Source organism: Desulfovibrio sp. ZJ200 (assembly GCF_011039095.1).
Classification (GTDB): Bacteria; Desulfobacterota; Desulfovibrionia; order Desulfovibrionales; family Desulfovibrionaceae; genus Desulfovibrio.
Genome location: NZ_JAAKEH010000038.1, coordinates 1 through 24,862, shown reverse-complemented (window position 1 = coordinate 24,862; position 24,862 = coordinate 1). Strand labels below are relative to the sequence as shown.

The window sequence follows — 24,862 nt, the reverse complement described above, 5'->3', positions numbered from 1 at the left end:
CCAATAAGGCGAATACGTTTACGCCAACAAAAAGACTCACGGGGGAAGGTTCTAAACCCAGACTTCCACACTCACTGACAGAATAAATGTCGGTGAGTGTTCTTTTCTCAATACTTCCCGGTTCCAAATTTCGCAAGCCTTCATCGCGAGAAAATTTGCACCTGCCATTTTTCAAAAACAAAACATCTTAGATTTCAGCGTGTTGCAGTCATCGGCTCATGATTTTTAGCCTCATTCACCGACATTTATTCTGTCAATGAGGAATCGGGATGGCTATCGCCGGGATTTACCAAATCGGCAAAGTTCAAACGAGGCTCTAACTTATGGGAATAATAAGATATTTATTGATCTCCTCACTCCTTGCAGGGGCTTTCTTACAGCTATCTGGTGGGCAAGCGTTTGCTGAGAACGAACGCTATAAAGCTATTCCGATGGCAAGCGGTGGATTCGTTTTTATTCTGGATACACGTGAAGGACACGCTTGGACGTGGAATAACTCCCTTCCTGGGGAGGTATCCAAAAATGGCGAAAATCCTCGCATTACCTATCAGGGGAACGTCCGCATGAACATGAAGCCCCCCAAAAAGCCACCCATACAGGGAAACCGTATCCCATAAGGAGGGGAGAGAATGAGGACATTAGGGAATATTCTTTGGTGGTTTCCATGCGTTGGATTCATTAATTCCATCTTATGCTTTATCTGTGGTGGAATTCTGATTCTTACAGTTGTTGGAGCACCTTTAGGTTATGGGGTCGTTCAGCTTGGAAGGTTTTACCTGGCCCCATTTACACAGGCTATGGTTTCTGAAAAATCATTGAAGGCAAATGTAAATCATAGCGAAGCATGGAATACACTAAGTACAGTAACATTTATTCTTTATATACCATTTGGAATTCTTGTTTGTGCAATATCAATACTGCAAATGATTGGACTGTGTGTTACAATAGTCCTTATACCACTTGCTGTTCCTATAGCAAAATCTTTGTCAACATTTTTCAACCCAATAGGAAAGATTTGTGTGCCATCTAAGGTAAAGGATGTTATGGACACGCAGGAAGCACAAAGAATATATAATCAATATCAAGGAGTTGAGGCTAATAAATAGCTATCACCTCATAAATAAACATTCATGAGGCCAAGCAGCACCGCCGGAGGGAACTTGCTTTGCTTTCTTTATACTTTCGGTGATGCCGCCAGTTATATAACGTGCGGAGCGGCCTGTTCTCGCACAGAATGGAGGTTTTAGGTATGAAACGCATTGCACTTTTGTTCATTGCCGCCATGTTGGTTGCCAGCCCTGCTTTGGCTGCCGGGAAGTCTGAGACTTCTGTTAAGGCCCAGTCGTCCAGCGTCAATAGGGCTCAGGGACAGGCTGTGCAGACCAATGTCATGAATGAGACAACTGTTCAAGGCAGCACACTTGCCAATGTCGGTAAAAACAACACGATGGACGTCGGTGGCGTATCTAATAGTGGCAATGGTGTCCAGACCAACATCATGAACGAAACAAAAATTCAAGGCAGCACCCTTGCCAATGTCGGCGAGGGTAACGAAATGCGTGTCGGCACTGTCCGCCAGGGCAAGTAAGTAGTCTTTTTGCGGGGTATCAGGAATATCTTTCTGATACCCCGTTAAAAGGAGTGTTTCAATGTATGCCATCATAAAAATATCGTTAATATGTGCTTTTTTGTCATCCATGTCAGTTATTTCTGCTTTTGCGGCACAGCTCACAGTGGATGGTGAGCGCATAGTTATCAAGACTGATTCAGGTGAAGTCATTGATACAGCGAATCTCCCCAAGGGCGAGAACACTCAATCAGGGGACGACATTGAGGTAAATGAGAAGGGGATTTCCATTGGCAGCATTACAGGATCAAGTTCAAGCAAAAATGGCATTCAAAAGAAAACAACATTAGAAAATGTCACAATTATCAATAATGGAAAAACAACAACATATAACCCTAAAAAACAACAATAGAATCAAAAAAATAAAATTGAATTAAAAATATACAATAATGGGGTAATATAATGCGATACAATCTTTTCAAGATGGCAGTAGTAGTTGTATTTTCCCTTATTTGGACTGGAGTTTCAATGGCTGAAGAAGACATTTTTGCTGACTATAGAAATGATATGCGTAAGCCAGCCGAGTCAAGAGCTGCCAACGTATATAAGGCTTGGGGAGACAATATGGCGGCACATATAGAAAAAGGCGTTAAAAGTGGTATCGTCATTGATGGTGCCGGAAGTTATGGAGGAGGGAAGGTTAGAGCTGATGGCGTAGGCAATGTGACAGTTGATAAGGGGGCAAATGTCGGACCTATCATTAACAAAACTGAAATTAAAAATTCACCTGTTATAATACGAAACAGAGATAGATTTTAATTTTTGCATAATTATTGATATAATAATATACAATAGTGATTCTACGGAGTTATCCCATGAGATATAATTTAATATTAAAAATCATCATGTGGCTTTGCTGCTGTATTTGCTCGCCATCAGCTTTGATTTATGCAGAAGAGAATCCTCATCTCGACTATATGGCTGATATAAATACCCCCGCGAATGCAAAAACAAATAGCCTTTATGAAGCGTGGGGAGAGAATATGGCCGAGCTGATTGAAAGCGGTCGAAAGGAAGGAATAATTATAGATAACGAAAACTATTCTGACGGCAAAGTTCATGCTGATGGCGCTGGGAATATCGTAGTTGATAAAAATGCAAACACAGGAGCGATAATAAATAACTCCGAAATAAAAAATTCAACAGTTATAATTATCAAAGATAAAAAAAACAGAATGCAATAATTTATACTGTCATAAACTTAACACAAATAATGGGTTGAGGCTGTCATGGCAATGAAAGTTTTGGTGCAAAAAGGAACCGCATGGTTCGTCTGTTCTGTGTGCTTCTGTCTTTTGGTTGCGTGCAAAGCAACCGTTCCAACGCTTGATCCCATGAAAGCGCAAGCCCCTGTAAGCACAACTTACACAACGGCACTCAACGATTTGAATACAGTATTGGAAGTATATCTGCCGCCAGATTACCCATACACATATTATTATGTAAAGCCTGTTACAGATGCTACTGGCCTGTCCGCCACAGGTGAAATTCCTATGGACATTACTGCAATGGTACGGGATGCAATATCCCAGGTTTCCTACAAAGTTCGACATATTGAGCGATATGATCTCAGTGATGCACAGCACCTGGCAGTAGAGCTGCAAAAGCTCCAGATGATGAAAATCACACGCGGTGACATCAAAATATCTGAACGGCCTGATCCTGATTTTACCATTGCCGGGCGTATTGCCCAGTTTGACCGCAACCTTGAATCCCAGTCCGATAAGGCGCGGGCAATGGCCAATTTTGCAGAGGGCTTATCGCGCACAGACATAAGCGGATCGGCTGAGAACTCATCCCGCCTTTCTCGTTTGGCAATCTCCTTTAGTGTCTATAATACCAACGGTATTTCTCTGCCTGGCAAATATGGCGCAAGCATGGAAGTGCAGTATGCAAAAAATGGTGTGGATATTGGTTTTGCCATCTTTGGCAATGGTCTGGGCTTTGGCTCTGAGGCCACGGCAATGCACGGACGTCATCTGGCCCTGCAAATGATGACCGAGTTCAGTGTTGTGCAAATCATTGGTCGTTCACTTAATATCCCCTATTGGAGAGTTGGGGAAGGTCACAAGATATTTACACCTGACCGACTTGTCCTGAATGAATGGAGTACGCAATACGCAAGTATGGGGCCGCTGCTCATTCCATTCATGCAGTCACAGCTCATCGCCTGTGGAGACAGCTCTGTGGTCGTGACTGGACACCTTGACGAGCAGACTCGCGCTGCCCTTGACCGATTTGCAGACAAATTTGGTGTAAGAAACCGCGTCTATCCCAATTTTGAGATGTTTAAGGCACTGGAATCCAATCGCCTCCTTGACCGTGGTACTGCATCTATGGCTTGGAGTGCCTACAATGCTTACAAGGGCGGTGCAAGGCCCTCTGCCCCGGCTGCATCTGCCCCAGCTGCATCTGCCCCGACCAGTCGCCCCAGCCCTTCTGCCCCCCCGGCTGCCGCGCCAGCGCGCCAGCCCAAGGCAACCCCTGCGCGTCCTGCTGCGCCAGCCCCGGATGTGACACGTCCGCTTGAAGACTTGTTGTAGAGGTGTCCCATGCAAGCGCGGAAACCTTACTTCATCCTCCTGCTCCTGCCCCTTTTGCTGGCTGTCCGGGCAGCACCCTGTCAGTCTTTGCCTCAGACAGCGCAGAGTCGCCTCCCCCTGGTGCAGGAGGGCAAACGGTCATTGTACCAGCGAGTTATCAGCCATCCAGGCGCAATGCTGTCCTTCCGGGCTGGTGAAGCGGGGATGCGTAATGTGCGGGCTTTCACCCCGTTCTATGTGTATTCCCGACAGGCGCTCAACGGAGAGGAATGGCTTGAGGTTTCCCCGGCCAGTAGTGGAGCTGAGCAATCCGGCTGGCTGCGGCAAAGTCAGTGTTCGCCTTGGGACAAGGCTCTGACCCTGATGTTCACTGACCGTATGGGACGCGATCCTGTTCTGTTTTTCCAGGATTACTCAGCCCTGGATAACCTGGTGCGGGCCGAAGATATGCGTTTGGCAGTGGACAACCTTCAGCGCAGTGCGTCTGGCCCTGGCAGTCCGGTGCTGGCAAGTGAGCCAACGGATGCCGCAATCCCACGCAAACAATTTTATCTCATGCCCATATTCTCGTTTTCTGATGAATATGAGCAGTACAACTTGCGCCTTCTTAATGTCGGGGTCATAGACCCCGGAAAAAAGCAGGCGCCCCAGCAGGCGCAGTACCCCGCCCCTGCGCCTGCGCCCAAATTTTCAGCGGGTGTGGCCTTCATTGTGGATACCACTATTTCAATGGGGCCATACATTGAACAGACCAAAAAGTTTGTCAGTGATGCCTATGATGCTTTAGGCCAAAGCAGCATTGCCAATGATGTTTCCTTTGCTGTTGTGGCCTACCGCAACAGTACGCGCCATGACGCGCGACTGGAATATGTTTCATCTGTGGTAGCCCCGTTCACGACAGTTTCCATGCGGGCTTCAGCAGAGGAACGCCTTGCACATATGGCTGAGGCCACTGTTTCTACCCATTCTTTTAATGAAGATGCTTTTGCGGGCATCAAGGCAGCCGTGGACGGCCTTGACTGGTCACCTTACACCGTGAAGGTGGCCGTGATGATCACCGATGCCGGGGCCATCCGCAATAGTGATCCGCTTTCATCTACGGGCCTGACTGAAAGGGAGATGGCAGACCTGCTGGCTCAGAAAGGGATACGGCTGGTGGTTATTCATCTTCAGACGGCTCAGGGAAAGCGCCACAACATGCCGGATGTGGTCAATCAGTACAAGCAGTTGACCACTGTTCGCGATGGGCGTGTAAAATGCACATATATCGCCCTGCCTGTACAAAATGCCCAGGTCGCCAGCCAGCAATTTGGACGTATTGCCACGGCCCTGGTGAACATCCTGCAAAAATTCGTAGCCAAGGCAGCAGCCGGAGTTCCTGTTCCCAAGCCCATGTCGGCAGCGGCTTCTTCGCCGGAAGAAACGGCAGCCTGGTTGGGCGAATGTCTTGGCTACTCAGCATATCTTGAGTTTGCCGGAAAACGTCAGCAGACCGCTGCCCCCCAGCTTGTGCAGGCATGGGTGGCTGATAAAGATTTGAATGCCCTGGTGCAAGGCAGACCCACAGATGCCCTGATGCCCGCTGTTCTGTTGAACAAACACCAGCTCAATACTCTGGCACGACAGATAGGCTTGCTGGTGGACGCTGCCCGCGCGTCCCGCAGTGCAGACAGCCGCGGCCTGTTCCAGCGTATTGTGTCACTTTCCTCCCAGACATTGCGAGACCCGGAGCGTTTGCAAAGGGCGTCAGGCGACAACCTGTTTTCCCAGGGCTTGCTGCCGGAATTTCTTGAGGGTTTGCCCTATAAAAGCCAGGTGATGAATCTGACTGAGGCGCGGTGGATAGCCATGAGCGCCCGCGAACAGGATGAACTGATCTATTCGCTGGAAGCCAAGATGCGCCTTTACGCTGAATACCACAACGATACGGATAATTGGGTTTCGTTTGGTGCCGCCGATCCCGCTGAAGCCCTGTATCGTGTGCCTTTAAGCTCACTGCCTTAGAGCGTTTTGCTCATGAAATGAGCTAAACGCTCTGGCGGCCGCGGGAGCGGACGCCCGCGCCGAATGAGCCTGAAAACCACGCTTTTCAGGCGAAATGATGGCAGCGCCGCTTTTGAAATTGGATAATTTCAAAAGCAAAATGTTCTAGCAAGGATTACGGTCATGGCTCTGCCGCTGCTGGAAATGCGCGCCTTAAACAAGTGCCATACAGCGCGATCGCGTATTTTCCGTGCTTGCCTGGAGTGTCTGCGCCTCTACCCCGGCGATGCTGTGGGGATTACCGGGCCAAGTGGCTGCGGCAAAAGTTCTCTATTGGAAATGCTGGCCCTGTTGACCCGGCCAGACAGTGCGGACTGCTTCAGTCTGCATTGCCAGGGGAAATCTTACGACCTTGCCGGGCTTTGGCAGTCAGACGCGCACGGTACATTGCCGGTCGTGCGCCGCAAGTATATGGGCTTCGTGCATCAGGCAGGAGGGCTCTATCCTTTTTTGAGCGTGCAGGACAATATTGCACTGCCACTGCGCCTGACCGAACAATATGAGGGGACAGGGCGAGAGCGTGTAGCGGAGTTGTTGCATTTCTTAGGCCTGGAGCATCTGGCACACAGTCTGCCGGAAAACCTGTCCTATGGAGAGCGGCAGCGGACCGCCGTAGCCCGTGCATTGGCCCATCGTCCGGCCCTTATTCTGGCAGACGAACCAACCTCGGCACTTGACCCTGATGCGGCCCGCACGGTCATGCGTCTCATGCTGGAAGGATCGCGGAAGTTTGGCGCAGCCCTGGTAGTTGTCAGCCATGACCACGCCTTGCTCAATGCTGTGGGGATTCCCGCTTTTGCCATGCAGGCAGTTCCCACAGTTGCAGCACACGAAATTCGTTATCGCCTTGCCCTTCCATCCGCAACGGTCGGCTCATCATCCAATACAGACGAATCAACGGCTGACGGGCAGGAGGCCGACACTCAAAGCCATGCGGCCCATGCCCCCTCCTGTTCGCACCGCCCCGATTTACGTCTCGCAGCTTTGCTGGCATGGCGGGACTTCTGGCATGAACGTTCCCTTTCTTTCTGCGCGGTACTCGCCTTTGCCGCTGCCCTGACCCCGCTCATGGTTTTGGGAGGATTGCGGGCCGGCGTTGTCAGCATCCTGTCGCAACGGCTGTTGGATAATCCGGCGGCCCTGGCGGTCAACCCCTATAGCAGCCAGCGCCATTCAGAGCAGGATATTGCGGAACTGGCGGCCTTGCCTTCAGTGGCCTTTGTGGTTCCGCTGACCCGCACCCTTGCCAGCACTGTGCAAGTCCAGCGTGAGGGTCGCCCCCCTGTTCTGGCTGACGTGCTGCCAACAGCTGCGGGAGACCCCCTGCTTGAGCGGTACGCTTCAGTACCGTCAGAACATGGAGCTGTCATCACGCAGGAACTGGCTCGCTCCATGCCGAAGGCAGTGCCGGGACAGGAGCTGACGTTAGTTGTTACCCGGCGGCATGATGGCAAGGCTCAGGAGGCTGTTTGCCGTGTCCGCCTCCATGCCATTTTGCCGGATGCGGCAGACTGGAAAAGCCGTATCTACCTGCCGCTGCCTCTCTTGCTGGATATGGAACGCTATCGGGACGGGTATGAAGTATCACGGCTTGGCTGGTCAGGTTTTCCGGCACCTGCGGAACAGGATCGCAGCTATGCGGGCTTTCGTATGTATGTGAACAGTCTGGATGACGTTATTCCCATGCGTGATGCTCTCAAACAGCGCGGGATTGACGCCTACACTTTCGCCCGTGAAGTGGAAACCATCCAGGGGCTGAAACATGCCTTGACACTCACGACCCTGCTGGTCGGCGGGGTGACGCTGGCGGGTATGGCTTTCTCTCTGGTCAGTCTGTCTGTGGCCAATGTGAGCCGCAAGGCCCGTATGTACGCGCAGGGCAGCCTCATGGGGCTGAAGCGCGGGGAACTCCTTGCCTTGCCCCTGCTGCAAATGGGCTTCATAGCACTGCTGGCGGCATCTGCATCACTTGTCTTTTATGGTTGTGCGGCAATGCTGCTGGATATGGTCGCCGGGCCGTGGCTCCTGGCGGGTGAAAGTGCCTGTTCCCTGCCTGGCGAACAGGTGGCCATGCTTTACATTGGCGCACTCGTATTATCCTGCCTGTGCGGTGTTTCTGCCTGTCGCCATCTGCTCAGACTCCAACCTGCGGAGGTCTTGCGCCGTGATGCCTGATGCCGTCCGTTGTTTCCGTTGCAGTCTGGCACTGCTGCTGGCTGGCTGTTTTCTGCTTATTCCTGCCGGGTCTGTCTCCAGTGCCGCCCTGCGGCTGACAGGCAAGAGCGAACTCCCTTCGGTTCAGAAAATTTCCAATCCCCGCCCCGCAGAAGGCGACATCATTTTGCCCATGCCTGGTGGCTTGCAAATGGTTTTGCGGGCAGTCTGCGTCCCTGCCAGGGGGTATTTTGATGACGTGCAGCAACCCTTTGGCGTGGCAGCACAGGCAGACAGCGGAAATACCATTTTTGAGGCATGGGCGGAACGCCGCTATACGGCTTCGGTCAATGCTCCTTTTGAATTGAGTGACATCCCGCCCAGTTGGGGACAGAGCGTACAGGGCTGGCTTCAGGCAGACCCTGCCAGTGGAGCTTCTGCCAGCAACGGACTGCGCAGCTTCCTCTATTTCATTGGCAAGTATGAGGTCAGCCAGGGACAATGGCGTGCTGTGATGGAAGAGGGAACATTCCGTATCAAGGCAGGAGATGACAAGCCTGTCAGCAATGTCTCCTGGTTTGAAGCATTGGAGTTTACCCGCCGCTATTCGGAATGGCTGATGCAGAAGCATCCGGCATACCTGCCCTATTTTCAGCAGGAACGGCGTTCTTCCTATTTGCGCCTGCCCACCGAAGCTGAATGGGAATATGCAGCTCGTGGAGGCCACAGGGTCAGTGCAGTGGAGCGTGAACGTACCCGCCTGCATCCTGTGCCGGATAATGCCAACATGAGCGAATACATCATTGCCGCGCAGTATGACGCCAATCTGACCAGCATGGCAGCCATCGGCTCCCGCAAGGCCAACCCGCTCTTCCTCCACGATATGCTCGGCAACTGTGCCGAAATGGTACAGACACCATTCCAGTTGGTGTCAGCAGGGCATCTCATGGGCAATCAGGGGGGCTTTGTCATCAAGGGGGGAAGCTGGCGGGCCTTTTCTGAAAACAGTCTGCATCCGGGGCGACGGATAGAGGCTGCCTACTATACTGATGGAGCTGCCCAGCGCAGAGATGATTTGGGCTTCCGTATCAGCATCGGTACGATCCTTACCCCCAAAGACAAGCAGGAAACACTGCAACATGAATGGGAAGAACGCCGCAGCCCACAGGCTGCACAAGCTGCACCAAAGCAGGACGTCAGGATACTGATTCGAGAAGTCGTGCGTGAAGTGGAAAGCCCGATCCTGCGTCAGCGACTGGCTGAAGCAGAAGAAGTGGCAGCGCGTTACCATGAGCAGGTCAACGTCAACGAAGAACGCATGATGCGCGAAATGCTTCTGGGGGCTGCGTTCTCGCTGGAAACTATCGCCAACTACGCTTCCCGTTGCTACCAGCTCATTAAGCTCATGGAGGCTTTTCAAGCCCTTTCACCTGAAGAGCAACGCGCCAGTGAACACAAAACAGACAAGATGCGGCACGAAATCAGCGGATTTGTAAAAGGGATCCAGGGCGCACTCTACTATTACCGCAATATGCTCAGATCTGCTTCCAAAATGGATACGGGACGGATGCTACAGCAAATTGAAGCATTGCGGGTGCAGTTTTCCCATGATGATGGCTTCAGTCGCAGTATGGGCCGCCGTTTGGCCGTTTTACAGAAACATATTGCAGGGAGCTATGGACTGGCTGCCCAGAGAACAGACAGGCAGGACTTGCAGGATATGCTGCCGGATTGGCTGCTGCAAAGGCTGATGGCATATTGGAATGTAAAAACGTAAGGCAATGCGTGAGTTGTCGTACGGTATTGACGTAAAAAATTCTCCGGGGGGGGATGATGAGAAAATTTTTCTGCCTTGCCATTCTTGTAGCCAGTATGCTGTCTTTTGGATGTATACAAAAAACAACATATATGGTGTATTATGATGCAAATAATCCGGAGCGTATAGAAGAGCCATTCTTGCTTGATGTTAAGGTTACTGGAAAAACAAAATATAATAAAGAAGGTTCTGCCAATGCCATAGAAGTTGGAGAGTTGCTCCATGCCAAGCTTGTGGAAAATTTGAAAAAAGAAAATTTATATTTAACAGATTATGAACAAGATATTAATAAATATATGCTTGTTGTAAATATAGAGTATTTTCAACCGGGAAGTGCTGCAAAAAGAGCATTGCAAGGAATTACCGGGTTTGGAGATGGTGGAACCAGTGTATTGAGAGTTGAGGCCTATCTCAGTGCGATAAAAAAACATAACGGTGAATATATTGTTGCAAACCGTATAGTTAAGCTCCCTTCTGGAGACACCGAAAGTGCTGAAGAACGTTATGGGTCTAACAGTTCTGGGGGGGATCCACTTATTTGGCTATTAGCTACAGGCATTACGGCTGCTGCTGATATGGCAGAAGAGGCCAGTGAGGGGAAAGGTTCTTCTGTAATAAAAGGAACAGCGTATAAGATTGTAAAGGTAATTAAGGGTTCCTTTATCTCTTCAAAAGGAGTGAAGTAAGCCATGAAAATAATGTCTGCTTTGATACTGTCAATGTTGTTTATCTCTGGATGTGCCTATAAAGCCTATAAAAGTGACCACATAGTAAAACCATGTTCATTTCCACAGCAAACAAAGGAAAGTATATATGCTTATTCCAAGGTTGGCGAGACAACAAATATTGACGTGCTAAAATTTCTTCAATATCCAACAGTTAGATATGTGTCAGACAGCGGATTAATCGGATACATGTATACCTTCAGAAAAGATGTCCCCCTTGAAAAAAAGAGTACAGGACTCACAACGGAAGTTCAATATATGCTTTCAACAGCTAAATCCTGCCTCTTCATTTTCAATAAAAACGGAATACTGAAAAATGTTATGTATAATGAAAACTCATTGGGCTATCAAACAAAATATGATTTGATCAAGGCGCCAGATACGGTTGATGATGACAAATTTATTCAAACATTTCAAAACTTAAAGAATGGGAGTTCAACAGGAGCTATCTTCAGGCAGATAGGTAAACCTCAGCTTGTGCATGAGTATGGTAAAACTGAAATATGGCAATATGACCATCCTTATGCCTCTGGTCTCCCCTCTACTATCCGAGGAGATTCTCCACTCTTGTTTTTGCTTGAATTGAAAGATAACAGACTGGTGGATAAGCATATCATGGTAGAGAATCAGGATTACACAGAGGAAGAACTCAAGGTATTGCCGCCGATAGAATCCAAGAAACTCCAAAAGACCGGCACAGAAACAACGGAAAAGAAGAATCATGGCTAAGCAAATTGTCACATTATGTTTATTGCTGGCATTCTGCCTGTGCACTGGCTGCGCCAATCAAAATGTGCCGCGCATAGATGCTCATTACTATCGGCAATGCGTGTCACCCCTTGTGGAAATGCAGCACAGCACCTCGCATTTGTATAAGGAAACTACTGGCGCTGCCCTGATGGGAGCATTGGGCGGGGCTGTCATTGGTATCATTGTAACGCCTGGCAATATTGTTGGCCCACTGGTAGGTGCGGCTGTGGGCGCGGGGACGGGCGCAGCCGTGGGCTACAGCTTTGCCAAATTGCAGCAGATTCATAACGAAAATACCCGCTTTGCTTCTATCCGCATCACAGCCAATCAGGATTTGACAGAGGCAAACCGCTTGCAGCTCTATGCCTATGAATGCATGGAATGTTATATGGCCGAATTTGAAAAACTGCGAAACGCCTATGAAAATGGTCAGATACTCAAACCGGAATACAGCAAACGGTATGCCGAAATTCGCAAGGCCATGCAGCAGCTTGGGCAAATCATCGGCAACATGGAGCAGGAAATAGCCCGCACTGAGAATGAATTTACTTCCAGCTTTACTGTGGCGGAGAGAGCACAACGGGCAGACGCCGCCAGAGCGAAGACAGCCACGCCATCCCCTGTTTCTTCTGCTTCCGCTGCACGGCAACAGGGGGCAAACAAACCCATCAAAGCTGTTTTTGCAGAAAACAGGGCCAGGGTGGAAAAAGCCCAGGCTTCCAATGATGACGACTTGACCGTGATGCTTGAGACTTTTGCCGGCAAAGCAATTCCGCCTAAGCAGGACGCACATGCCATTGCTTCAGACTATGGGCAGGGCTATGCCGAAACTCGCCAGCAGATTGAAAGCCTCAAGGTATCCCACCTCCGGGCAATGGAAATTATGGACAAGGCTGCTGTAGAGGCTGGCATTGATATGGTTTGATGGCAGTATTGGGTGGAAATAGGTCATCACACTTGGTAATTTTTCATAAAACAGGAGTGAACAATGGGATGGATTACAAGAGCTTTCTTGCTTGTCAGTTTAATGCAGTGCATTGGTTGTTCCCCATATTTTCAACAACTGATTGAAGACAATAGAAATATTGCAAAAGATCCTGCTTATATTGAAATGCAACTAATGGTTTATGAGGCAAGTATGCGTAGGCAGTTTCCAAATCGTTGAAATTATAATTTATAATTTATATTAAAAAGATAAGACTGGAGTAATTGTTATGAAAAAAATTATTTTCTTTCTTGTAGTATTTGTATGTATGACAGAAGTAGCATCATCTGCGGATTTGATTTCAATGGCTAAATCAGGAACACCTGATGATATTCGTATGTTACTTAATAATAGACAGTATACAGAAGAAGAGATTACTCGTGCCCTTTATTTTGCTATTGAGAATAACCCCTCAACTGAAGTGATGGAGATCCTGATTAAGGCAGGCGCCGATGTAAATGCAAATTTACAAGAGCATGAAATAGATGGAACTCCTGAGCCTGAGTATTATACCGATGCCGATAGTTGCGGGAGTTCACCACTCAGCGCCGCAGGAGATGATTTAAAAAAAGTTGAAGTTTTATTAAAACATGGAGCAGATCCTAATGAAATTGACTGTGAAGGTGTCCCTCTTATTTTACTGCATAATGGAGACATTGGCTATCTAAACTTATTGCTGAAGTATAACGTTAACCTCAATATGCCTATAATAGGCCCAGCATGCCCACGAAACGAAGCAATGGGCAATGAAATTGAAGGCGCGCCTTGTACAGCCCTGGAATATTTCTTGGATAAGCCAGAGTTGGCTCACCTCCTGCTTGACCACGGAGCACATACCAACAGGTTGATATACAGTAAGGCCATTGAGCAGAAAGTGCCAGAAAGTCTGCTCAAACGCCTTGATCCTACCATAGACGAAACAGGTCGGAAGAAAGATGTCTCCCAAATGCTGATCAAAGCTGTAGATTATTTCAAGCAAAATGATAGCGATAAATGTAATGAAGTTCTTGATGACATACACAGATCATTCTCCTTGGATAATGATACCCTGAGTGCAATTTACTATCTTAAAAGCTTAGCAAATTTGAACGATGTAGACTATGCAGAAAAATCAGTGCGGCTTGGCAATAATAAAATCAGAAATCATATTCAGTACATAGCCGCCCTGATGTCCCATAATGAATACGCTAAGGGGCTAAAGGCAAGCAATACTGCCCTAAAGATGTTTAAGGATGATATCCGTCTGTATTTGTATAAATCCATCTGTCTCATAAGAGAAGGCAAGCACAATGAGGCAAAGAAAAATATAGATATTGCAAATTCTCTCAAAGAATCAGCACTGGCATACTTTATTCTTGGAGAACTGAACTATTCTCTTGGTAATATGACTGAAGCTGAAAATTACTTCAAAAAAGCAGTCAGCATGGGACAAAAAGGCAGCCTGGAGGCCAATCTCACATATCAGTCCAATATCAATGAATACAGGGGGGATCTTCAGAGGGCATTGTCGCTGGCACAGGCATCTGAAAAAGCCAATAAGAAAAAATCACAAAGTGATAATGACATAGAATCTCTGGGGGATAAAATTCTTATGCCATTAGGCTTGATTAATCCCGCACGGGATGATTTCTCATATTGGCGTGATAATATTAATCGATCATTGAAAGATGGTTGGATAGAGTACTGGGGGCAGGAAAGAGAGCCGGTAGATAGAAGAGAATCCGTAATAAGTATGCTGCAACGTTATATAGAGAAGTATAAACTAAAAAGAGACAAATCTTCCTTTATGTATCTTATGTCATATTGCGGCTTAACAACAAAAGACAATATTAAATATATTAATCAGGCAATAAAACTCGTTCCTGCAGAATATGTATATCTCTACCGCAAGGGAGAAATATATTTTGAGGCTGAACAATATGATCAAGCAATACAAATTTTGAGCAATGCTATTAGCAAAGGGCAGAAAAATGCTTTGTATCAAAACTACGCCATGCAGATAATAGCTGCAAGCAAGCTGAATAAGATAATTTTGATGCAAGAAATTGCTGACAAAGCCATGAATTCGCTGCCATCCATTGCGGATCAGACCGGCATAGAAAACATCGTTATGGAATTAAAAAATGGCAGAACGCCGAAAGTAGTATATATTACAATAAATACAAATGATAACAAAATGAACATAAATAATGCTGATGGTCATAATCAGGCTGAAACACACAGCAATGATGTAATTATCCCTGATATAGATAATAATTCAGATAATAATCAGCAGGCGCCAAAAAAGCAGAAGGATGACGTTATCCTTATTGATTAGGGTCAGCCCTCATGAAAATACCGTCCGCGAAAAGCCGGATTTTTTCGGCCGGCAAGGCGCAAGGCCAACAGTTGATTTACTTAAAATCATACCAGAGAAGCAAAAAGGAGCTACTATGAAGAAGTTTGCACTGTTCATAATTGCAGCATTGCTATGCTTACCTGCTGCAGCACATGCCAGTGATGATGCAAATTTCAAGTATGCTAGAGAGTTGATAGGACAAAATAAGATAGATGAAGCGAAAAGTATTCTGCTTCCTCTGACTGCAGATTTTGCCCTTACACAAGAAATCAGGGCTACAGCCTACTTTTATCTTTCATACTGTGAAAGTGCTGAAAAGGCTATAAGCTATGTTCAGCAGGCGATAGCCCTTGGCCGGAGTGGTTCCAATGTGTATTTTCGTCTTGCCCAATTACAGTATAAGCAAGGTATGATTGACGCTGCTATATTAAGCCTTGACAAAGCAATATCTGAACAGAGAGGGCAGACTTCAAGAGATACGTACAAATATCACAGGCTCATGGCAGAATGTAATGCTATAAATAAAGATTGGAAACGTGCCCAGAGAGAGGCTGATGCAGCGATTTACCACAATCGTAACGATATAGAATCTTATTATATACGCGGAATTGCATATTATAATGTAAACGACAATGAATCCGCAAATTTTGATGAAAAGGCACTGAGCGATTTGAAAGTGTATATCAGAAATTGCAATGATGATAATAAAAAAATGGAATGTTATATTTATATAGGTAAAATTCATAATAAGCATGAGCGAATATCTGAAGCTATAGACGCATTTGAGAGGGCAGCTCGCTTGGCAAAAGATGAAAGATTGAGAAATAAGCTGATTTGGCGCATCAAATCTCTTCGCCATGCCAATGAATGGAATTCCTGATTTAAGGGGGGAATATGAAATACGATAACATGAAGCGATATTTTTTCAGCGGCGTAGAAAAAGTTGCTGCTCTTGGTATTGTGGCAACGCTCACTGGCTGCCTCTATTTTGTAGTCATGGCTGCCGCAAATTTTGTGTCAATTAAGGAGCCAGAAAAGTCAGTTACTACATTGAGCTATGAATCTTTTCGCGCAGAACTTGCAAAAGTTGCAACACGTTTGGAACAGGTCAGCTCTCAGGATGTAAAACCTGTCGATTCTGTAGATGTAGAAAGAATGGAATGTAATCCAATTTTGAATAATATACTGGATGTTATTTTTGAAATAGCAAAGAAAACTGGGCAGATTTTACCCAAGGAGAGCTTGAAAGATAAATTATATGATCGCTGTCAAATATCAAAAGAATATATTAATCCTATAACAAATCTCAGTAACCTCCTTGCTCAACTAAAAAAATTTGAGCAAGACATTAATCCGTCAGCAGATAACGATATTCTAAATCCGCAATACGCGCTATGGACTGATTTTCTTGAAATATATTTTCAAAATTTAGATAAAAATATAAAAGAAAATCGCATGATGATCAATGAACAAAATAAAACCAATAAAAATCTTCAAATAGCCATAGATGGAAATATACTCGATGCAAAAATGATATTTTTTATATTATGTATTTGCATAGTATTATTTGCAATAGTATGTATAGAGCGTAATACAAAGGCTATTTTATCTCTTCGTGAAACGTTGAAACCTGAAACACCTAATGATGGGGGCTTATAATGAAAACTCTGCCAAATTCTCATTTTTCGATGCTATTGCTCATATGTTTAGCCGCATTTTTAACAGCTTGCGCACCTCAAGCCAAGATACCTAAAATCAATGCCGAATACTATCCGCAATGCGTGAAGCCGTTTCAAGACTTGGCAGAGGCGCAGAAAGCTTTGGTTCAGAGAACGATTGTATCAGGCGTAGTCGGCGCTGCGGGTGGGGCTGTGGTAGGGGCTTTGGTAAGTGGTGACTGGAAAGGTGCGCTTGCCGGGGGACTAATAGGCGGCGTATCAGCAGGAGCAGTAGGTTACGCATCTGGAAAACAGCAGCAAATCACGGATGTAAAAGCCAGACTGGCCAGCTACCGTGCTGATATGACGACAGATATAAAAAATATGAGCCAGGTTGAGCTGTATTCAATGCTTAGTCTGCAATGCTATGTCAGAGAGTTCAGAATTCTCCTGGAAAGTTATCGGGCGCACAGAATTTTAGAGGCTGACTTCAAAAGTCATTACGCAGAGATTCGGAACGGTATGATACAAATAAGCACAGTGCTTGATGACGCATACAATCAGTCAGTCAAGCGAGAGCAGGAATTCCGTAATGCGTTGGCCTCCGAGCGTGAATTGGCCAAAGCTAAGCCGAAGGAAAATCGTACATTGGCCGCAGCAGAACAAAAACGCTCTAGGCAAACAAAAGCAATTTCGAAAGTAAAAAATATCAATCAAATGGAGCAGTTGATAGATAATACCAAGAAAGATGCTGAGCAGAACGCTGCAAAACAGGAAGCCGCTTACGCTTCTGCTATTGACAGCCAAGCCTCTGCCAGTCTTGATAGTATTTCTAGTGATTTTGACACAAACTATACTGACAATACTGCTCGTATAGCATCAACAAAAACATTGTACTCAAAATCGCTGGATATAATGGATGAAGCTGCATCTCATGCAGGGATCGACATGGTATATATACCAACTGGATATTATGCGTCATTATCCAGTTGTCATGTTAACTAACATCATCTTAGAGCAGATTACCTTTGACTTTTTATGAAAGTCAAAGGTGGCATTCAGGCGAAAACCGTGGTTTTCGCCTGAATGTGCGCCGCATTGCGGCTGCCGCTTTCGCGTCAGCAGAGCATTTTCAAAGAGAAAATGCTCTAATATGGAGGTAATCATTATGCGAAAATCAATTATTGTCATCGGTTTGTTTTTTGTGGTTTGTTTTCTAGCGATACCAGTATCATATATATGACAATACTTAACAACAAAATGAAAATCTTCCTAAGTCTATATTACTGTTTTTGCTTGTTTGTCGGAATGACGGATATGGTGCTGGCGCAAAGCAATGCTTTGTTGCCAGCATCCATGCCGAATAATTTCTCAGTGTCTCTGCCTGATTCTAGTGAAAAAGGCACAGACATGCCCATACGCCTGATTTTTGTTGGCGACATAATGGTACATGCCACCCAGCTTGAGATAGCTCATAGCAATGGAGCGTATGACTTTCATTCTAGCTTTGAGGCTATTCGTCCTTGGCTGAAGGGAGATCTGGTTATTGGGAATTTTGAAACAGTGCTTGGAGGTGCTAGACTTGGTTTCAGTGGCTATCCACATTTTAACACCCCTGACAGTCTGGCGACAGCCCTGCATGATGTAGGCTTTACAACTCTGCTTCTTGCTAACAATCATATTTACGATCACGGCATACAGGCTGCCAAGCGAACGGTGGAAGTTTTACAGGCCAAGAACTTGGCGGTTACAGGTCTGACAGGGGGCTGCCCCTCACCTCTCCTGATTGATGTCAAGGGTGTACGCTTAGGGATTTTTAATTATACCTATGGCAGTAATTCTCCTATAAATTATCATGATTCTGCTTCCATATCGCTAAATATTATAGATAAAAATCGTATATCAGATGATATTGCCCAGCTTAGGAGGCAGGGGGCTGATTATATAGTGGCAACTTTCCATTGGGGAGAAGAATACTCTACAGAGCCTTCTCCTGCTCAGCGGGATATTGCCAGCTATTGTCTGGAATTGGGGGTGGATGCCATTATCGGCACACATCCTCATGTACTCCAGCCTATAGAAGTTCAGTCTGCGGGCAATAAGAATTGTGTGATTGCCTGGTCTTTGGGCAATTTTATATCTTCACAGCGTACATTACCACGAGAGCGGTCAGTAATACTTGCACTGGATATTTTACCAGGCAGTGATGGAGGAGCCTATCTGTACCGTGTTTCTGTGGCCCCCACATGGGTTGATCTCAGCCGTCCACGTAAGGTTGCACGTGTTTTACCTGCGGTCATTGGATTTTTTTATACAAGTAAAGCAGAACAGCATGAGCCATCTTTAGAAATACTGAAGACAGAGCCCATTAACAATGGGCTTGGAAATCAAGTATCATCTATTTTAGTTGATGAAAGTATAGCATTAAAACTTTCAAATGTTGAGTTTGGTATACGCGACTTTCTGGATTTGCATACAATTCCAGATGAGCATGGATTTTATCTGTACTACGCATCTACATATGATGATTCGTTTGTGAATAGATAACGTAATAGTGGATATTTAATATAATTAAGCACATTGCTGGTATGTCTTTACGCATGGTATGTATCGTATTTTTGTATATATCGCTTGCATCATGTGCATGTATAGACGATATATATGATGATTACGATGACCATTGCCGAAAGCGTAATCTACTGTGCGTTCAGCGTAGCGTTGCCAGTCTCTGCCTTTGGGATTCTTACGGATGGTCGGGGCACAGTTACGGATAGCCTCGGCAACAGCTTCTCGGCTATGGCCAGTGGCGCGCATCCGCAGGGCGATCATGGCGTCCACGCGGGAATAGTCCTCAATGGTCAGATGTCGGCGGATATTGTCCAGGTGGGCGTAGCAGGTTCTGGCCGGATCGCCGGGTCTGGCGCCGGGGATGAAGCGAGGCCGCGCACGCCTTTCCCGATCCGCTTCCGCGTATTCCCGATCAATCGCTCTGGTCAGCGCAAGCGCCTTGCCGCATTCGCGTCGCTCGGCAAACAATAGCTTCACCTGGGGATAGCAGCCATAAGCTCCCACATGGCTATCGCTTCCTCCGCTATCCGTTGCAGTGCGGGCGGGCTGTGTCTCGCCTGTTCCCATGCCGCGCGATGCCGCCAATGCCCGGCCTGTCGGGACAAGCCTTGCGCCCGTAACCAGGCTTCAAAACGTGGCTTGCCGCCACGCGCCTTTTTCCGGCCTGGACGCAAAGAAATTCCGCTCTCCGTCGCGCATCAGGCAATGAGGTCATCCACCCAATCGCCTATCTGCCATGACTTCGATTTTTCAATTTTCCGGTTCTTGATTTTTTTGACGATCATCAAGGGCCATGCCGATTTTTTGAATCAAGCACACGAGTTTCCGCAGTGCGTCTTCCTGCTTTTCCATAATGCCGCGCGGCGCTTTTACCTGCCGGAGCGTTGCAAAATTGTGCTTGAGCAGACCGCCGATCCGCCGCAGTTCTCCCACTGTTTTCACGTCAGTGCAGGCCGCAATCGTTCCGCCGAAAAAACGCCGTCGCGCGTATTCCGACAGGGACAGTCCCGCGATGTCCGCCTGCTCCATGAGGCGTGCTTTTTCCATATCGGTAACACGGATCGTTACCCATTTTCTGGCGGCGCTCCGGCCGCCGCCCTCCGGCTTTCTGCCTTTCATGTCTTTTGCCTTTGGAATGCGAGAAGCGCAGCGCCGAGCATTCCGGGGGAGTCCAGAGGCGAAGTCTTTGGCAGGATGTTAGCTGTTGTCAGACAACTACCATCCTGTAAAGAAGAACACCTTTCGAGTTTGGAAACGCTCTTTCTTGCCTCGGCTGGAGCGTTGGCCGCTTCACGCCTTTTCTTTTGGCGCAAGCATAGATGAACAATGAGCTTGAAGGCCAGAGAAAAAATGAAAAAGACTGTATTGCTTTTCCTTGAACAAATGATTCTGAAGGCAATATAAATTTAAACAGAAATGAGTTAAAAAAATTTACTGTCTATATTTATGTACTATAATCCAGATACATCCAGTATTGTACAGATATATCCACAAAGAAAAGTTGCCACTCAAGTTTTCACTGTGCTATGGGGAAAGGTCTCTGAATTTTTGACAAGAAAGGTGACAGCTATGGCAAAAGCCCGACGCTATACAATGGAACAGATAGAGGCCGCCCGGGAAAAGCTCCGCAGCCTGCCTATGAAAACGATTGGCAAGACCCGTGCGGAAGTCGCGGAATTTCTGGGCAAGGACATCAGGAAGGCCATGCGGCAGGGCTATACCCCGCGCGACATAAGGGACGTGCTCGCGGATGCCGGGCTATCGGTTCCGCTGACCAGGTTGGAAGCCCTGTTTGAAAAAGTTCCGGCACTGGGGTCTGCCACGGGCAAGGAAGAGACGGATCAAGACACAGCCCTGCCCGCTGTTGATGGCGAAACGGGAGAGCATGGGGACGGAATGTAAAGCAAAAAGAAGCGGCGTGGCCGGCGCTCATACTTCGGTCGCGCCGCATTATGGAATCTCTGGAAAGGGGCGGGGCGTGTCTACTTTTTATGCTGTTTGCCGTGCCCTTTCGCGTAATGTGTCCAAAAAATCAGCCCATTCCTGAAGCATCTTGCGGCGTTCTGGAAGGTATTCCGCTCTGTTATAAATTCCTCTTATCTTTTCTCGTGGATTATGGGCAAGCTGTTTTTCGATCACATCGGCAGGATATCCCTGCTCGTTGAGCAGGGTAGAAGCCATAGCCCGGAACCCGTGAGCGCACATTTCTTCCTTGGGGTAGCCCATACGCCGCAGGGCCGCGATAAAGGCGGCGTCACTGATGGCCTTTTCTGGAGAGCGCAGCCCCGGAAACATCAGGCGGCCGTCTCCGCTCATATCGTGAAGCGTATGCAGGATTTCCAGCGCCTGCGAAGAGAGAGGCACCAGACCTCTCCTGATTGATGTCAAGGGTGTACGCTTAGGGATTTTTAATTATACCTATGGCAGTAATTCTCCTATAAATTATCATGATTCTGCTTCCATATCGCTAAATATTATAGATAAAAATCGTATATCAGATGATATTGCCCAGCTTAGGAGGCAGGGGGCTGATTATATAGTGGCAACTTTCCATTGGGGAGAAGAATACTCTACAGAGCCTTCTCCTGCTCAGCGGGATATTGCCAGCTATTGTCTGGAATTGGGGGTGGATGCCATTATCGGCACACATCCTCATGTACTCCAGCCTATAGAAGTTCAGTCTGCGGGCAATAAGAATTGTGTGATTGCCTGGTCTTTGGGCAATTTTATATCTTCACAGCGTACATTACCACGAGAGCGGTCAGTAATACTTGCACTGGATATTTTACCAGGCAGTGATGGAGGAGCCTATCTGTACCGTGTTTCTGTGGCCCCCACATGGGTTGATCTCAGCCGTCCACGTAAGGTTGCACGTGTTTTACCTGCGGTCATTGGATTTTTTTATACAAGTAAAGCAGAACAGCATGAGCCATCTTTAGAAATACTGAAGACAGAGCCCATTAACAATGGGCTTGGAAATCAAGTATCATCTATTTTAGTTGATGAAAGTATAGCATTAAAACTTTCAAATGTTGAGTTTGGTATACGCGACTTTCTGGATTTGCATACAATTCCAGATGAGCATGGATTTTATCTGTACTACGCATCTACATATGATGATTCGTTTGTGAATAGATAACGTAATAGTGGATATTTAATATAATTAAGCACATTGCTGGTATGTCTTTACGCATGGTATGTATCGTATTTTTGTATATATCGCTTGCATCATGTGCATGTATAGACGATATATATGATGATTACGATGACCATTGCCGAAAGCGTAATCTACTGTGCGTTCAGCGTAGCGTTGCCAGTCTCTGCCTTTGGGATTCTTACGGATGGTCGGGGCACAGTTACGGATAGCCTCGGCAACAGCTTCTCGGCTATGGCCAGTGGCGCGCATCCGCAGGGCGATCATGGCGTCCACGCGGGAATAGTCCTCAATGGTCAGATGTCGGCGGATATTGTCCAGGTGGGCGTAGCAGGTTCTGGCCGGATCGCCGGGTCTGGCGCCGGGGATGAAGCGAGGCCGCGCACGCCTTTCCCGATCCGCTTCCGCGTATTCCCGATCAATCGCTCTGGTCAGCGCAAGCGCCTTGCCGCATTCGCGTCGCTCGGCAAACAATAGCTTCACCTGGGGATAGCAGCCATAAGCTCCCACATGGCTATCGCTTCCTCCGCTATCCGTTGCAGTGCGGGCGGGCTGTGTCTCGCCTGTTCCCATGCCGCGCGATGCCGCCAATGCCCGGCCTGTCGGGACAAGCCTTGCGCCCGTAACCAGGCTTCAAAACGTGGCTTGCCGCCACGCGCCTTTTTCCGGCCTGGACGCAAAGAAATTCCGCTCTCCGTCGCGCATCAGGCAATGAGGTCATCCACCCAATCGCCTATCTGCCATGACTTCGATTTTTCAATTTTCCGGTTCTTGATTTTTTTGACGATCATCAAGGGCCATGCCGATTTTTTGAATCAAGCACACGAGTTTCCGCAGTGCGTCTTCCTGCTTTTCCATAATGCCGCGCGGCGCTTTTACCTGCCGGAGCGTTGCAAAATTGTGCTTGAGCAGACCGCCGATCCGCCGCAGTTCTCCCACTGTTTTCACGTCAGTGCAGGCCGCAATCGTTCCGCCGAAAAAACGCCGTCGCGCGTATTCCGACAGGGACAGTCCCGCGATGTCCGCCTGCTCCATGAGGCGTGCTTTTTCCATATCGGTAACACGGATCGTTACCCATTTTCTGGCGGCGCTCCGGCCGCCGCCCTCCGGCTTTCTGCCTTTCATGTCTTTTGCCTTTGGAATGCGAGAAGCGCAGCGCCGAGCATTCCGGGGGAGTCCAGAGGCGAAGTCTTTGGCAGGATGTTAGCTGTTGTCAGACAACTACCATCCTGTAAAGAAGAACACCTTTCGAGTTTGGAAACGCTCTTTCTTGCCTCGGCTGGAGCGTTGGCCGCTTCACGCCTTTTCTTTTGGCGCAAGCATAGATGAACAATGAGCTTGAAGGCCAGAGAAAAAATGAAAAAGACTGTATTGCTTTTCCTTGAACAAATGATTCTGAAGGCAATATAAATTTAAACAGAAATGAGTTAAAAAAATTTACTGTCTATATTTATGTACTATAATCCAGATACATCCAGTATTGTACAGATATATCCACAAAGAAAAGTTGCCACTCAAGTTTTCACTGTGCTATGGGGAAAGGTCTCTGAATTTTTGACAAGAAAGGTGACAGCTATGGCAAAAGCCCGACGCTATACAATGGAACAGATAGAGGCCGCCCGGGAAAAGCTCCGCAGCCTGCCTATGAAAACGATTGGCAAGACCCGTGCGGAAGTCGCGGAATTTCTGGGCAAGGACATCAGGAAGGCCATGCGGCAGGGCTATACCCCGCGCGACATAAGGGACGTGCTCGCGGATGCCGGGCTATCGGTTCCGCTGACCAGGTTGGAAGCCCTGTTTGAAAAAGTTCCGGCACTGGGGTCTGCCACGGGCAAGGAAGAGACGGATCAAGACACAGCCCTGCCCGCTGTTGATGGCGAAACGGGAGAGCATGGGGACGGAATGTAAAGCAAAAAGAAGCGGCGTGGCCGGCGCTCATACTTCGGTCGCGCCGCATTATGGAATCTCTGGAAAGGGGCGGGGCGTGTCTACTTTTTATGCTGTTTGCCGTGCCCTTTCGCGTAATGTGTCCAAAAAATCAGCCCATTCCTGAAGCATCTTGCGGCGTTCTGGAAGGTATTCCGCTCTGTTATAAATTCCTCTTATCTTTTCTCGTGGATTATGGGCAAGCTGTTTTTCGATCACATCGGCAGGATATCCCTGCTCGTTGAGCAGGGTAGAAGCCATAGCCCGGAACCCGTGAGCGCACATTTCTTCCTTGGGGTAGCCCATACGCCGCAGGGCCGCGATAAAGGCGGCGTCACTGATGGCCTTTTCTGGAGAGCGCAGCCCCGGAAACATCAGGCGGCCGTCTCCGCTCATATCGTGAAGCGTATGCAGGATTTCCAGCGCCTGCGAAGAGAGAGGCACCAGATGGTCATGGCGCATTTTCATGCGTTTGGCCGGAATGCGCCAAAGCTTTTCCTCAAAGTCGATTTCCGCCCACTCTCCAAGGCGAACTTCACTGGGACGTAAAAAAGTCAGCGCCAGTAATTGCAAAC

At 47.6% G+C, this 24,862-nt stretch carries 28 protein-coding genes; 23 read left to right on the top strand and 5 right to left on the bottom strand.

All coding sequences use genetic code 11. The annotated features are described in order from the left end of the window. Positions 1–629: 629 nt before the first annotated feature. The 17 genes from G7Y52_RS11035 (at position 630) to G7Y52_RS10955 (ending at position 17,644) form a co-directional block, all read left to right on the top strand. On the top strand, positions 630–1,106 hold the full coding sequence (locus tag G7Y52_RS11035) for a YccF domain-containing protein (RefSeq protein WP_165071845.1): 477 nt from the start codon (positions 630–632) through the stop codon (positions 1,104–1,106). 143 nt (positions 1,107–1,249) lie between these two features. Next, on the top strand, positions 1,250–1,588 hold the full coding sequence (locus G7Y52_RS11030; RefSeq protein ID WP_165071842.1) for a hypothetical protein: 339 nt from the start codon (positions 1,250–1,252) through the stop codon (positions 1,586–1,588). 61 nt (positions 1,589–1,649) lie between these two features. Beyond that, complete coding sequence (locus G7Y52_RS11025) at positions 1,650–1,979, top strand: hypothetical protein (protein WP_165071839.1); 330 nt, start codon at positions 1,650–1,652, stop codon at positions 1,977–1,979. Positions 1,980–2,095: 116 nt separating this feature from the next. Continuing rightward, on the top strand, positions 2,096–2,386 hold the full coding sequence (locus G7Y52_RS11020; protein WP_165071837.1) for a hypothetical protein: 291 nt from the start codon (positions 2,096–2,098) through the stop codon (positions 2,384–2,386). Positions 2,387–2,442: 56 nt separating this feature from the next. Then, positions 2,443–2,811, top strand: a complete 369-nt coding sequence (locus G7Y52_RS11015) for a hypothetical protein (RefSeq protein ID WP_165071834.1) — start codon at positions 2,443–2,445, stop codon at positions 2,809–2,811. A 45-nt stretch (positions 2,812–2,856) separates the two neighbouring features. Continuing rightward, positions 2,857–4,170: a hypothetical protein gene (locus G7Y52_RS11010; RefSeq protein WP_165071832.1), complete on the top strand. Its 1,314-nt coding sequence runs from the start codon at positions 2,857–2,859 to the stop codon at positions 4,168–4,170. 141 nt (positions 4,171–4,311) lie between these two features. Continuing rightward, positions 4,312–6,174 carry a vWA domain-containing protein gene (locus G7Y52_RS11005; RefSeq protein WP_165071830.1) on the top strand — a complete coding sequence of 621 codons (1,863 nt, stop codon included), beginning with the start codon at positions 4,312–4,314 and terminating at the stop codon, positions 6,172–6,174. A gap of 162 nt (positions 6,175–6,336) precedes the next feature. Then, on the top strand, positions 6,337–8,388 hold the full coding sequence (locus G7Y52_RS11000) for an ATP-binding cassette domain-containing protein (protein WP_165071828.1): 2,052 nt from the start codon (positions 6,337–6,339) through the stop codon (positions 8,386–8,388). After that, positions 8,381–10,144: an SUMF1/EgtB/PvdO family nonheme iron enzyme gene (locus G7Y52_RS10995; protein WP_165071826.1), complete on the top strand. Its 1,764-nt coding sequence runs from the start codon at positions 8,381–8,383 to the stop codon at positions 10,142–10,144. The genes G7Y52_RS11000 and G7Y52_RS10995 overlap by 8 nt, the downstream gene beginning before the upstream one ends. 131 nt (positions 10,145–10,275) lie before the next feature. Further along, positions 10,276–10,869, top strand: a complete 594-nt coding sequence (locus G7Y52_RS10990; protein ID WP_165071823.1) for a hypothetical protein — start codon at positions 10,276–10,278, stop codon at positions 10,867–10,869. A 3-nt stretch (positions 10,870–10,872) separates the two neighbouring features. After that, positions 10,873–11,637, top strand: a complete 765-nt coding sequence (locus G7Y52_RS10985) for a hypothetical protein (RefSeq protein ID WP_165071820.1) — start codon at positions 10,873–10,875, stop codon at positions 11,635–11,637. Next, positions 11,630–12,583: a hypothetical protein gene (locus tag G7Y52_RS10980; RefSeq protein WP_165071817.1), complete on the top strand. Its 954-nt coding sequence runs from the start codon at positions 11,630–11,632 to the stop codon at positions 12,581–12,583. Before G7Y52_RS10985 ends, G7Y52_RS10980 begins: the two co-directional genes overlap by 8 nt. 63 nt (positions 12,584–12,646) lie before the next feature. Then, on the top strand, positions 12,647–12,823 hold the full coding sequence (locus G7Y52_RS10975; protein ID WP_165071814.1) for a hypothetical protein: 177 nt from the start codon (positions 12,647–12,649) through the stop codon (positions 12,821–12,823). 49 nt (positions 12,824–12,872) lie between these two features. After that, on the top strand, positions 12,873–14,960 hold the full coding sequence (locus G7Y52_RS10970) for a tetratricopeptide repeat protein (RefSeq protein WP_165071811.1): 2,088 nt from the start codon (positions 12,873–12,875) through the stop codon (positions 14,958–14,960). Beyond that, positions 14,938–15,861, top strand: a complete 924-nt coding sequence (locus G7Y52_RS10965; protein ID WP_206215271.1) for a tetratricopeptide repeat protein — start codon at positions 14,938–14,940, stop codon at positions 15,859–15,861. The genes G7Y52_RS10970 and G7Y52_RS10965 overlap by 23 nt, the downstream gene beginning before the upstream one ends. Positions 15,862–15,875: 14 nt before the next feature. After that, positions 15,876–16,640 carry a hypothetical protein gene (locus tag G7Y52_RS10960; protein WP_165071805.1) on the top strand — a complete coding sequence of 255 codons (765 nt, stop codon included), beginning with the start codon at positions 15,876–15,878 and terminating at the stop codon, positions 16,638–16,640. Further along, entirely contained in the window at positions 16,640–17,644 is a 1,005-nt protein-coding gene (locus G7Y52_RS10955; RefSeq protein WP_165071801.1) for a hypothetical protein, read from the top strand. The genes G7Y52_RS10960 and G7Y52_RS10955 overlap by 1 nt, the downstream gene beginning before the upstream one ends. Here the strand turns inward: G7Y52_RS10955 and G7Y52_RS10950 are convergent. Further along, positions 17,621–17,806 (bottom strand): hypothetical protein, encoded by a 186-nt coding sequence (locus tag G7Y52_RS10950; RefSeq protein WP_165071797.1) that lies wholly within the window; start codon positions 17,804–17,806, stop codon positions 17,621–17,623. The genes G7Y52_RS10955 and G7Y52_RS10950 overlap by 24 nt on opposite strands. A 93-nt stretch (positions 17,807–17,899) precedes the next feature. On the opposite strand from G7Y52_RS10950, the gene G7Y52_RS10945 reads away from it, so the two are divergent. Together G7Y52_RS10945 and G7Y52_RS10940 are read left to right on the top strand one after the other, a co-directional pair. Then, positions 17,900–19,186: a CapA family protein gene (locus G7Y52_RS10945; protein WP_206215270.1), complete on the top strand. Its 1,287-nt coding sequence runs from the start codon at positions 17,900–17,902 to the stop codon at positions 19,184–19,186. A 126-nt stretch (positions 19,187–19,312) separates the two neighbouring features. Beyond that, positions 19,313–19,678, top strand: coding sequence for a hypothetical protein (locus G7Y52_RS10940; protein ID WP_206215269.1), 366 nt, complete (start codon positions 19,313–19,315; stop codon positions 19,676–19,678). 279 nt (positions 19,679–19,957) lie between these two features. On the opposite strand, the gene G7Y52_RS10935 is transcribed toward G7Y52_RS10940, so the two are convergent. Next, positions 19,958–20,236 carry a hypothetical protein gene (locus G7Y52_RS10935; protein ID WP_206215268.1) on the bottom strand — a complete coding sequence of 93 codons (279 nt, stop codon included), beginning with the start codon at positions 20,234–20,236 and terminating at the stop codon, positions 19,958–19,960. 540 nt (positions 20,237–20,776) lie between these two features. On the opposite strand from G7Y52_RS10935, the gene G7Y52_RS10930 reads away from it, so the two are divergent. Continuing rightward, positions 20,777–21,109 (top strand): hypothetical protein, encoded by a 333-nt coding sequence (locus tag G7Y52_RS10930; RefSeq protein ID WP_165071784.1) that lies wholly within the window; start codon positions 20,777–20,779, stop codon positions 21,107–21,109. An 87-nt stretch (positions 21,110–21,196) separates the two neighbouring features. On the opposite strand, the gene G7Y52_RS10925 is transcribed toward G7Y52_RS10930, so the two are convergent. Then, positions 21,197–21,595: a site-specific integrase gene (locus G7Y52_RS10925; RefSeq protein ID WP_241159714.1), complete on the bottom strand. Its 399-nt coding sequence runs from the start codon at positions 21,593–21,595 to the stop codon at positions 21,197–21,199. Here G7Y52_RS10925 and G7Y52_RS10920 point away from each other — a divergent pair. Together G7Y52_RS10920 and G7Y52_RS10915 are read left to right on the top strand one after the other, a co-directional pair. After that, positions 21,543–22,346: a CapA family protein gene (locus tag G7Y52_RS10920; RefSeq protein ID WP_165071850.1), complete on the top strand. Its 804-nt coding sequence runs from the start codon at positions 21,543–21,545 to the stop codon at positions 22,344–22,346. The genes G7Y52_RS10925 and G7Y52_RS10920 overlap by 53 nt on opposite strands. A gap of 126 nt (positions 22,347–22,472) precedes the next feature. Next, a complete protein-coding gene (locus G7Y52_RS10915) occupies positions 22,473–22,838 on the top strand; it encodes a hypothetical protein (protein ID WP_206215269.1) in 366 nt (121 codons plus the stop codon). Between the two features lie 279 nt (positions 22,839–23,117). Here G7Y52_RS10915 and G7Y52_RS10910 read toward each other — a convergent pair whose 3' ends face one another. Then, entirely contained in the window at positions 23,118–23,396 is a 279-nt protein-coding gene (locus G7Y52_RS10910) for a hypothetical protein (protein WP_206215268.1), read from the bottom strand. A 540-nt stretch (positions 23,397–23,936) separates the two neighbouring features. Between G7Y52_RS10910 and G7Y52_RS10905 the strand changes: the two genes are divergently transcribed. Next, positions 23,937–24,269, top strand: a complete 333-nt coding sequence (locus G7Y52_RS10905; protein ID WP_165071784.1) for a hypothetical protein — start codon at positions 23,937–23,939, stop codon at positions 24,267–24,269. Positions 24,270–24,356: 87 nt separating this feature from the next. On the opposite strand, the gene G7Y52_RS10900 is transcribed toward G7Y52_RS10905, so the two are convergent. Beyond that, positions 24,357–24,862, bottom strand: a 506-nt coding sequence (locus G7Y52_RS10900; protein WP_165071782.1) for a site-specific integrase, incomplete at its 5' end; no start/stop codon positions are given.

Excerpts from the sequence above, each read along its gene's own strand:
- G7Y52_RS11035 (WP_165071845.1), top strand. The coding sequence starts at position 630 with ATGAGGACATTAGGGAATATTCTTTGGTGGTTTCCATGCGTTGGATTC.
- G7Y52_RS11030 (WP_165071842.1), top strand. The coding sequence starts at position 1,250 with ATGAAACGCATTGCACTTTTGTTCATTGCCGCCATGTTGGTTGCCAGC.
- G7Y52_RS11025 (WP_165071839.1), top strand. The coding sequence starts at position 1,650 with ATGTATGCCATCATAAAAATATCGTTAATATGTGCTTTTTTGTCATCC.
- G7Y52_RS11020 (WP_165071837.1), top strand. The coding sequence starts at position 2,096 with ATGGCTGAAGAAGACATTTTTGCTGACTATAGAAATGATATGCGTAAG.
- G7Y52_RS11015 (WP_165071834.1), top strand. The coding sequence starts at position 2,443 with ATGAGATATAATTTAATATTAAAAATCATCATGTGGCTTTGCTGCTGT.
- G7Y52_RS11010 (WP_165071832.1), top strand. The coding sequence starts at position 2,857 with ATGGCAATGAAAGTTTTGGTGCAAAAAGGAACCGCATGGTTCGTCTGT.
- G7Y52_RS11000 (WP_165071828.1), top strand. The coding sequence starts at position 6,337 with ATGGCTCTGCCGCTGCTGGAAATGCGCGCCTTAAACAAGTGCCATACA.
- G7Y52_RS10995 (WP_165071826.1), top strand. The coding sequence starts at position 8,381 with ATGCCTGATGCCGTCCGTTGTTTCCGTTGCAGTCTGGCACTGCTGCTG.
- G7Y52_RS10990 (WP_165071823.1), top strand. The coding sequence starts at position 10,276 with ATGGTGTATTATGATGCAAATAATCCGGAGCGTATAGAAGAGCCATTC.
- G7Y52_RS10985 (WP_165071820.1), top strand. The coding sequence starts at position 10,873 with ATGAAAATAATGTCTGCTTTGATACTGTCAATGTTGTTTATCTCTGGA.
- G7Y52_RS10980 (WP_165071817.1), top strand. The coding sequence starts at position 11,630 with ATGGCTAAGCAAATTGTCACATTATGTTTATTGCTGGCATTCTGCCTG.
- G7Y52_RS10975 (WP_165071814.1), top strand. The coding sequence starts at position 12,647 with ATGGGATGGATTACAAGAGCTTTCTTGCTTGTCAGTTTAATGCAGTGC.
- G7Y52_RS10970 (WP_165071811.1), top strand. The coding sequence starts at position 12,873 with ATGAAAAAAATTATTTTCTTTCTTGTAGTATTTGTATGTATGACAGAA.
- G7Y52_RS10965 (WP_206215271.1), top strand. The coding sequence starts at position 14,938 with ATGACGTTATCCTTATTGATTAGGGTCAGCCCTCATGAAAATACCGTC.
- G7Y52_RS10960 (WP_165071805.1), top strand. The coding sequence starts at position 15,876 with ATGAAATACGATAACATGAAGCGATATTTTTTCAGCGGCGTAGAAAAA.
- G7Y52_RS10955 (WP_165071801.1), top strand. The coding sequence starts at position 16,640 with ATGAAAACTCTGCCAAATTCTCATTTTTCGATGCTATTGCTCATATGT.
- G7Y52_RS10950 (WP_165071797.1), bottom strand. The coding sequence starts at position 17,806 with ATGATTACCTCCATATTAGAGCATTTTCTCTTTGAAAATGCTCTGCTG.
- G7Y52_RS10945 (WP_206215270.1), top strand. The coding sequence starts at position 17,900 with ATGAAAATCTTCCTAAGTCTATATTACTGTTTTTGCTTGTTTGTCGGA.
- G7Y52_RS10940 (WP_206215269.1), top strand. The coding sequence starts at position 19,313 with ATGACCATTGCCGAAAGCGTAATCTACTGTGCGTTCAGCGTAGCGTTG.
- G7Y52_RS10935 (WP_206215268.1), bottom strand. The coding sequence starts at position 20,236 with ATGGAGCAGGCGGACATCGCGGGACTGTCCCTGTCGGAATACGCGCGA.
- G7Y52_RS10930 (WP_165071784.1), top strand. The coding sequence starts at position 20,777 with ATGGCAAAAGCCCGACGCTATACAATGGAACAGATAGAGGCCGCCCGG.
- G7Y52_RS10915 (WP_206215269.1), top strand. The coding sequence starts at position 22,473 with ATGACCATTGCCGAAAGCGTAATCTACTGTGCGTTCAGCGTAGCGTTG.
- G7Y52_RS10910 (WP_206215268.1), bottom strand. The coding sequence starts at position 23,396 with ATGGAGCAGGCGGACATCGCGGGACTGTCCCTGTCGGAATACGCGCGA.
- G7Y52_RS10905 (WP_165071784.1), top strand. The coding sequence starts at position 23,937 with ATGGCAAAAGCCCGACGCTATACAATGGAACAGATAGAGGCCGCCCGG.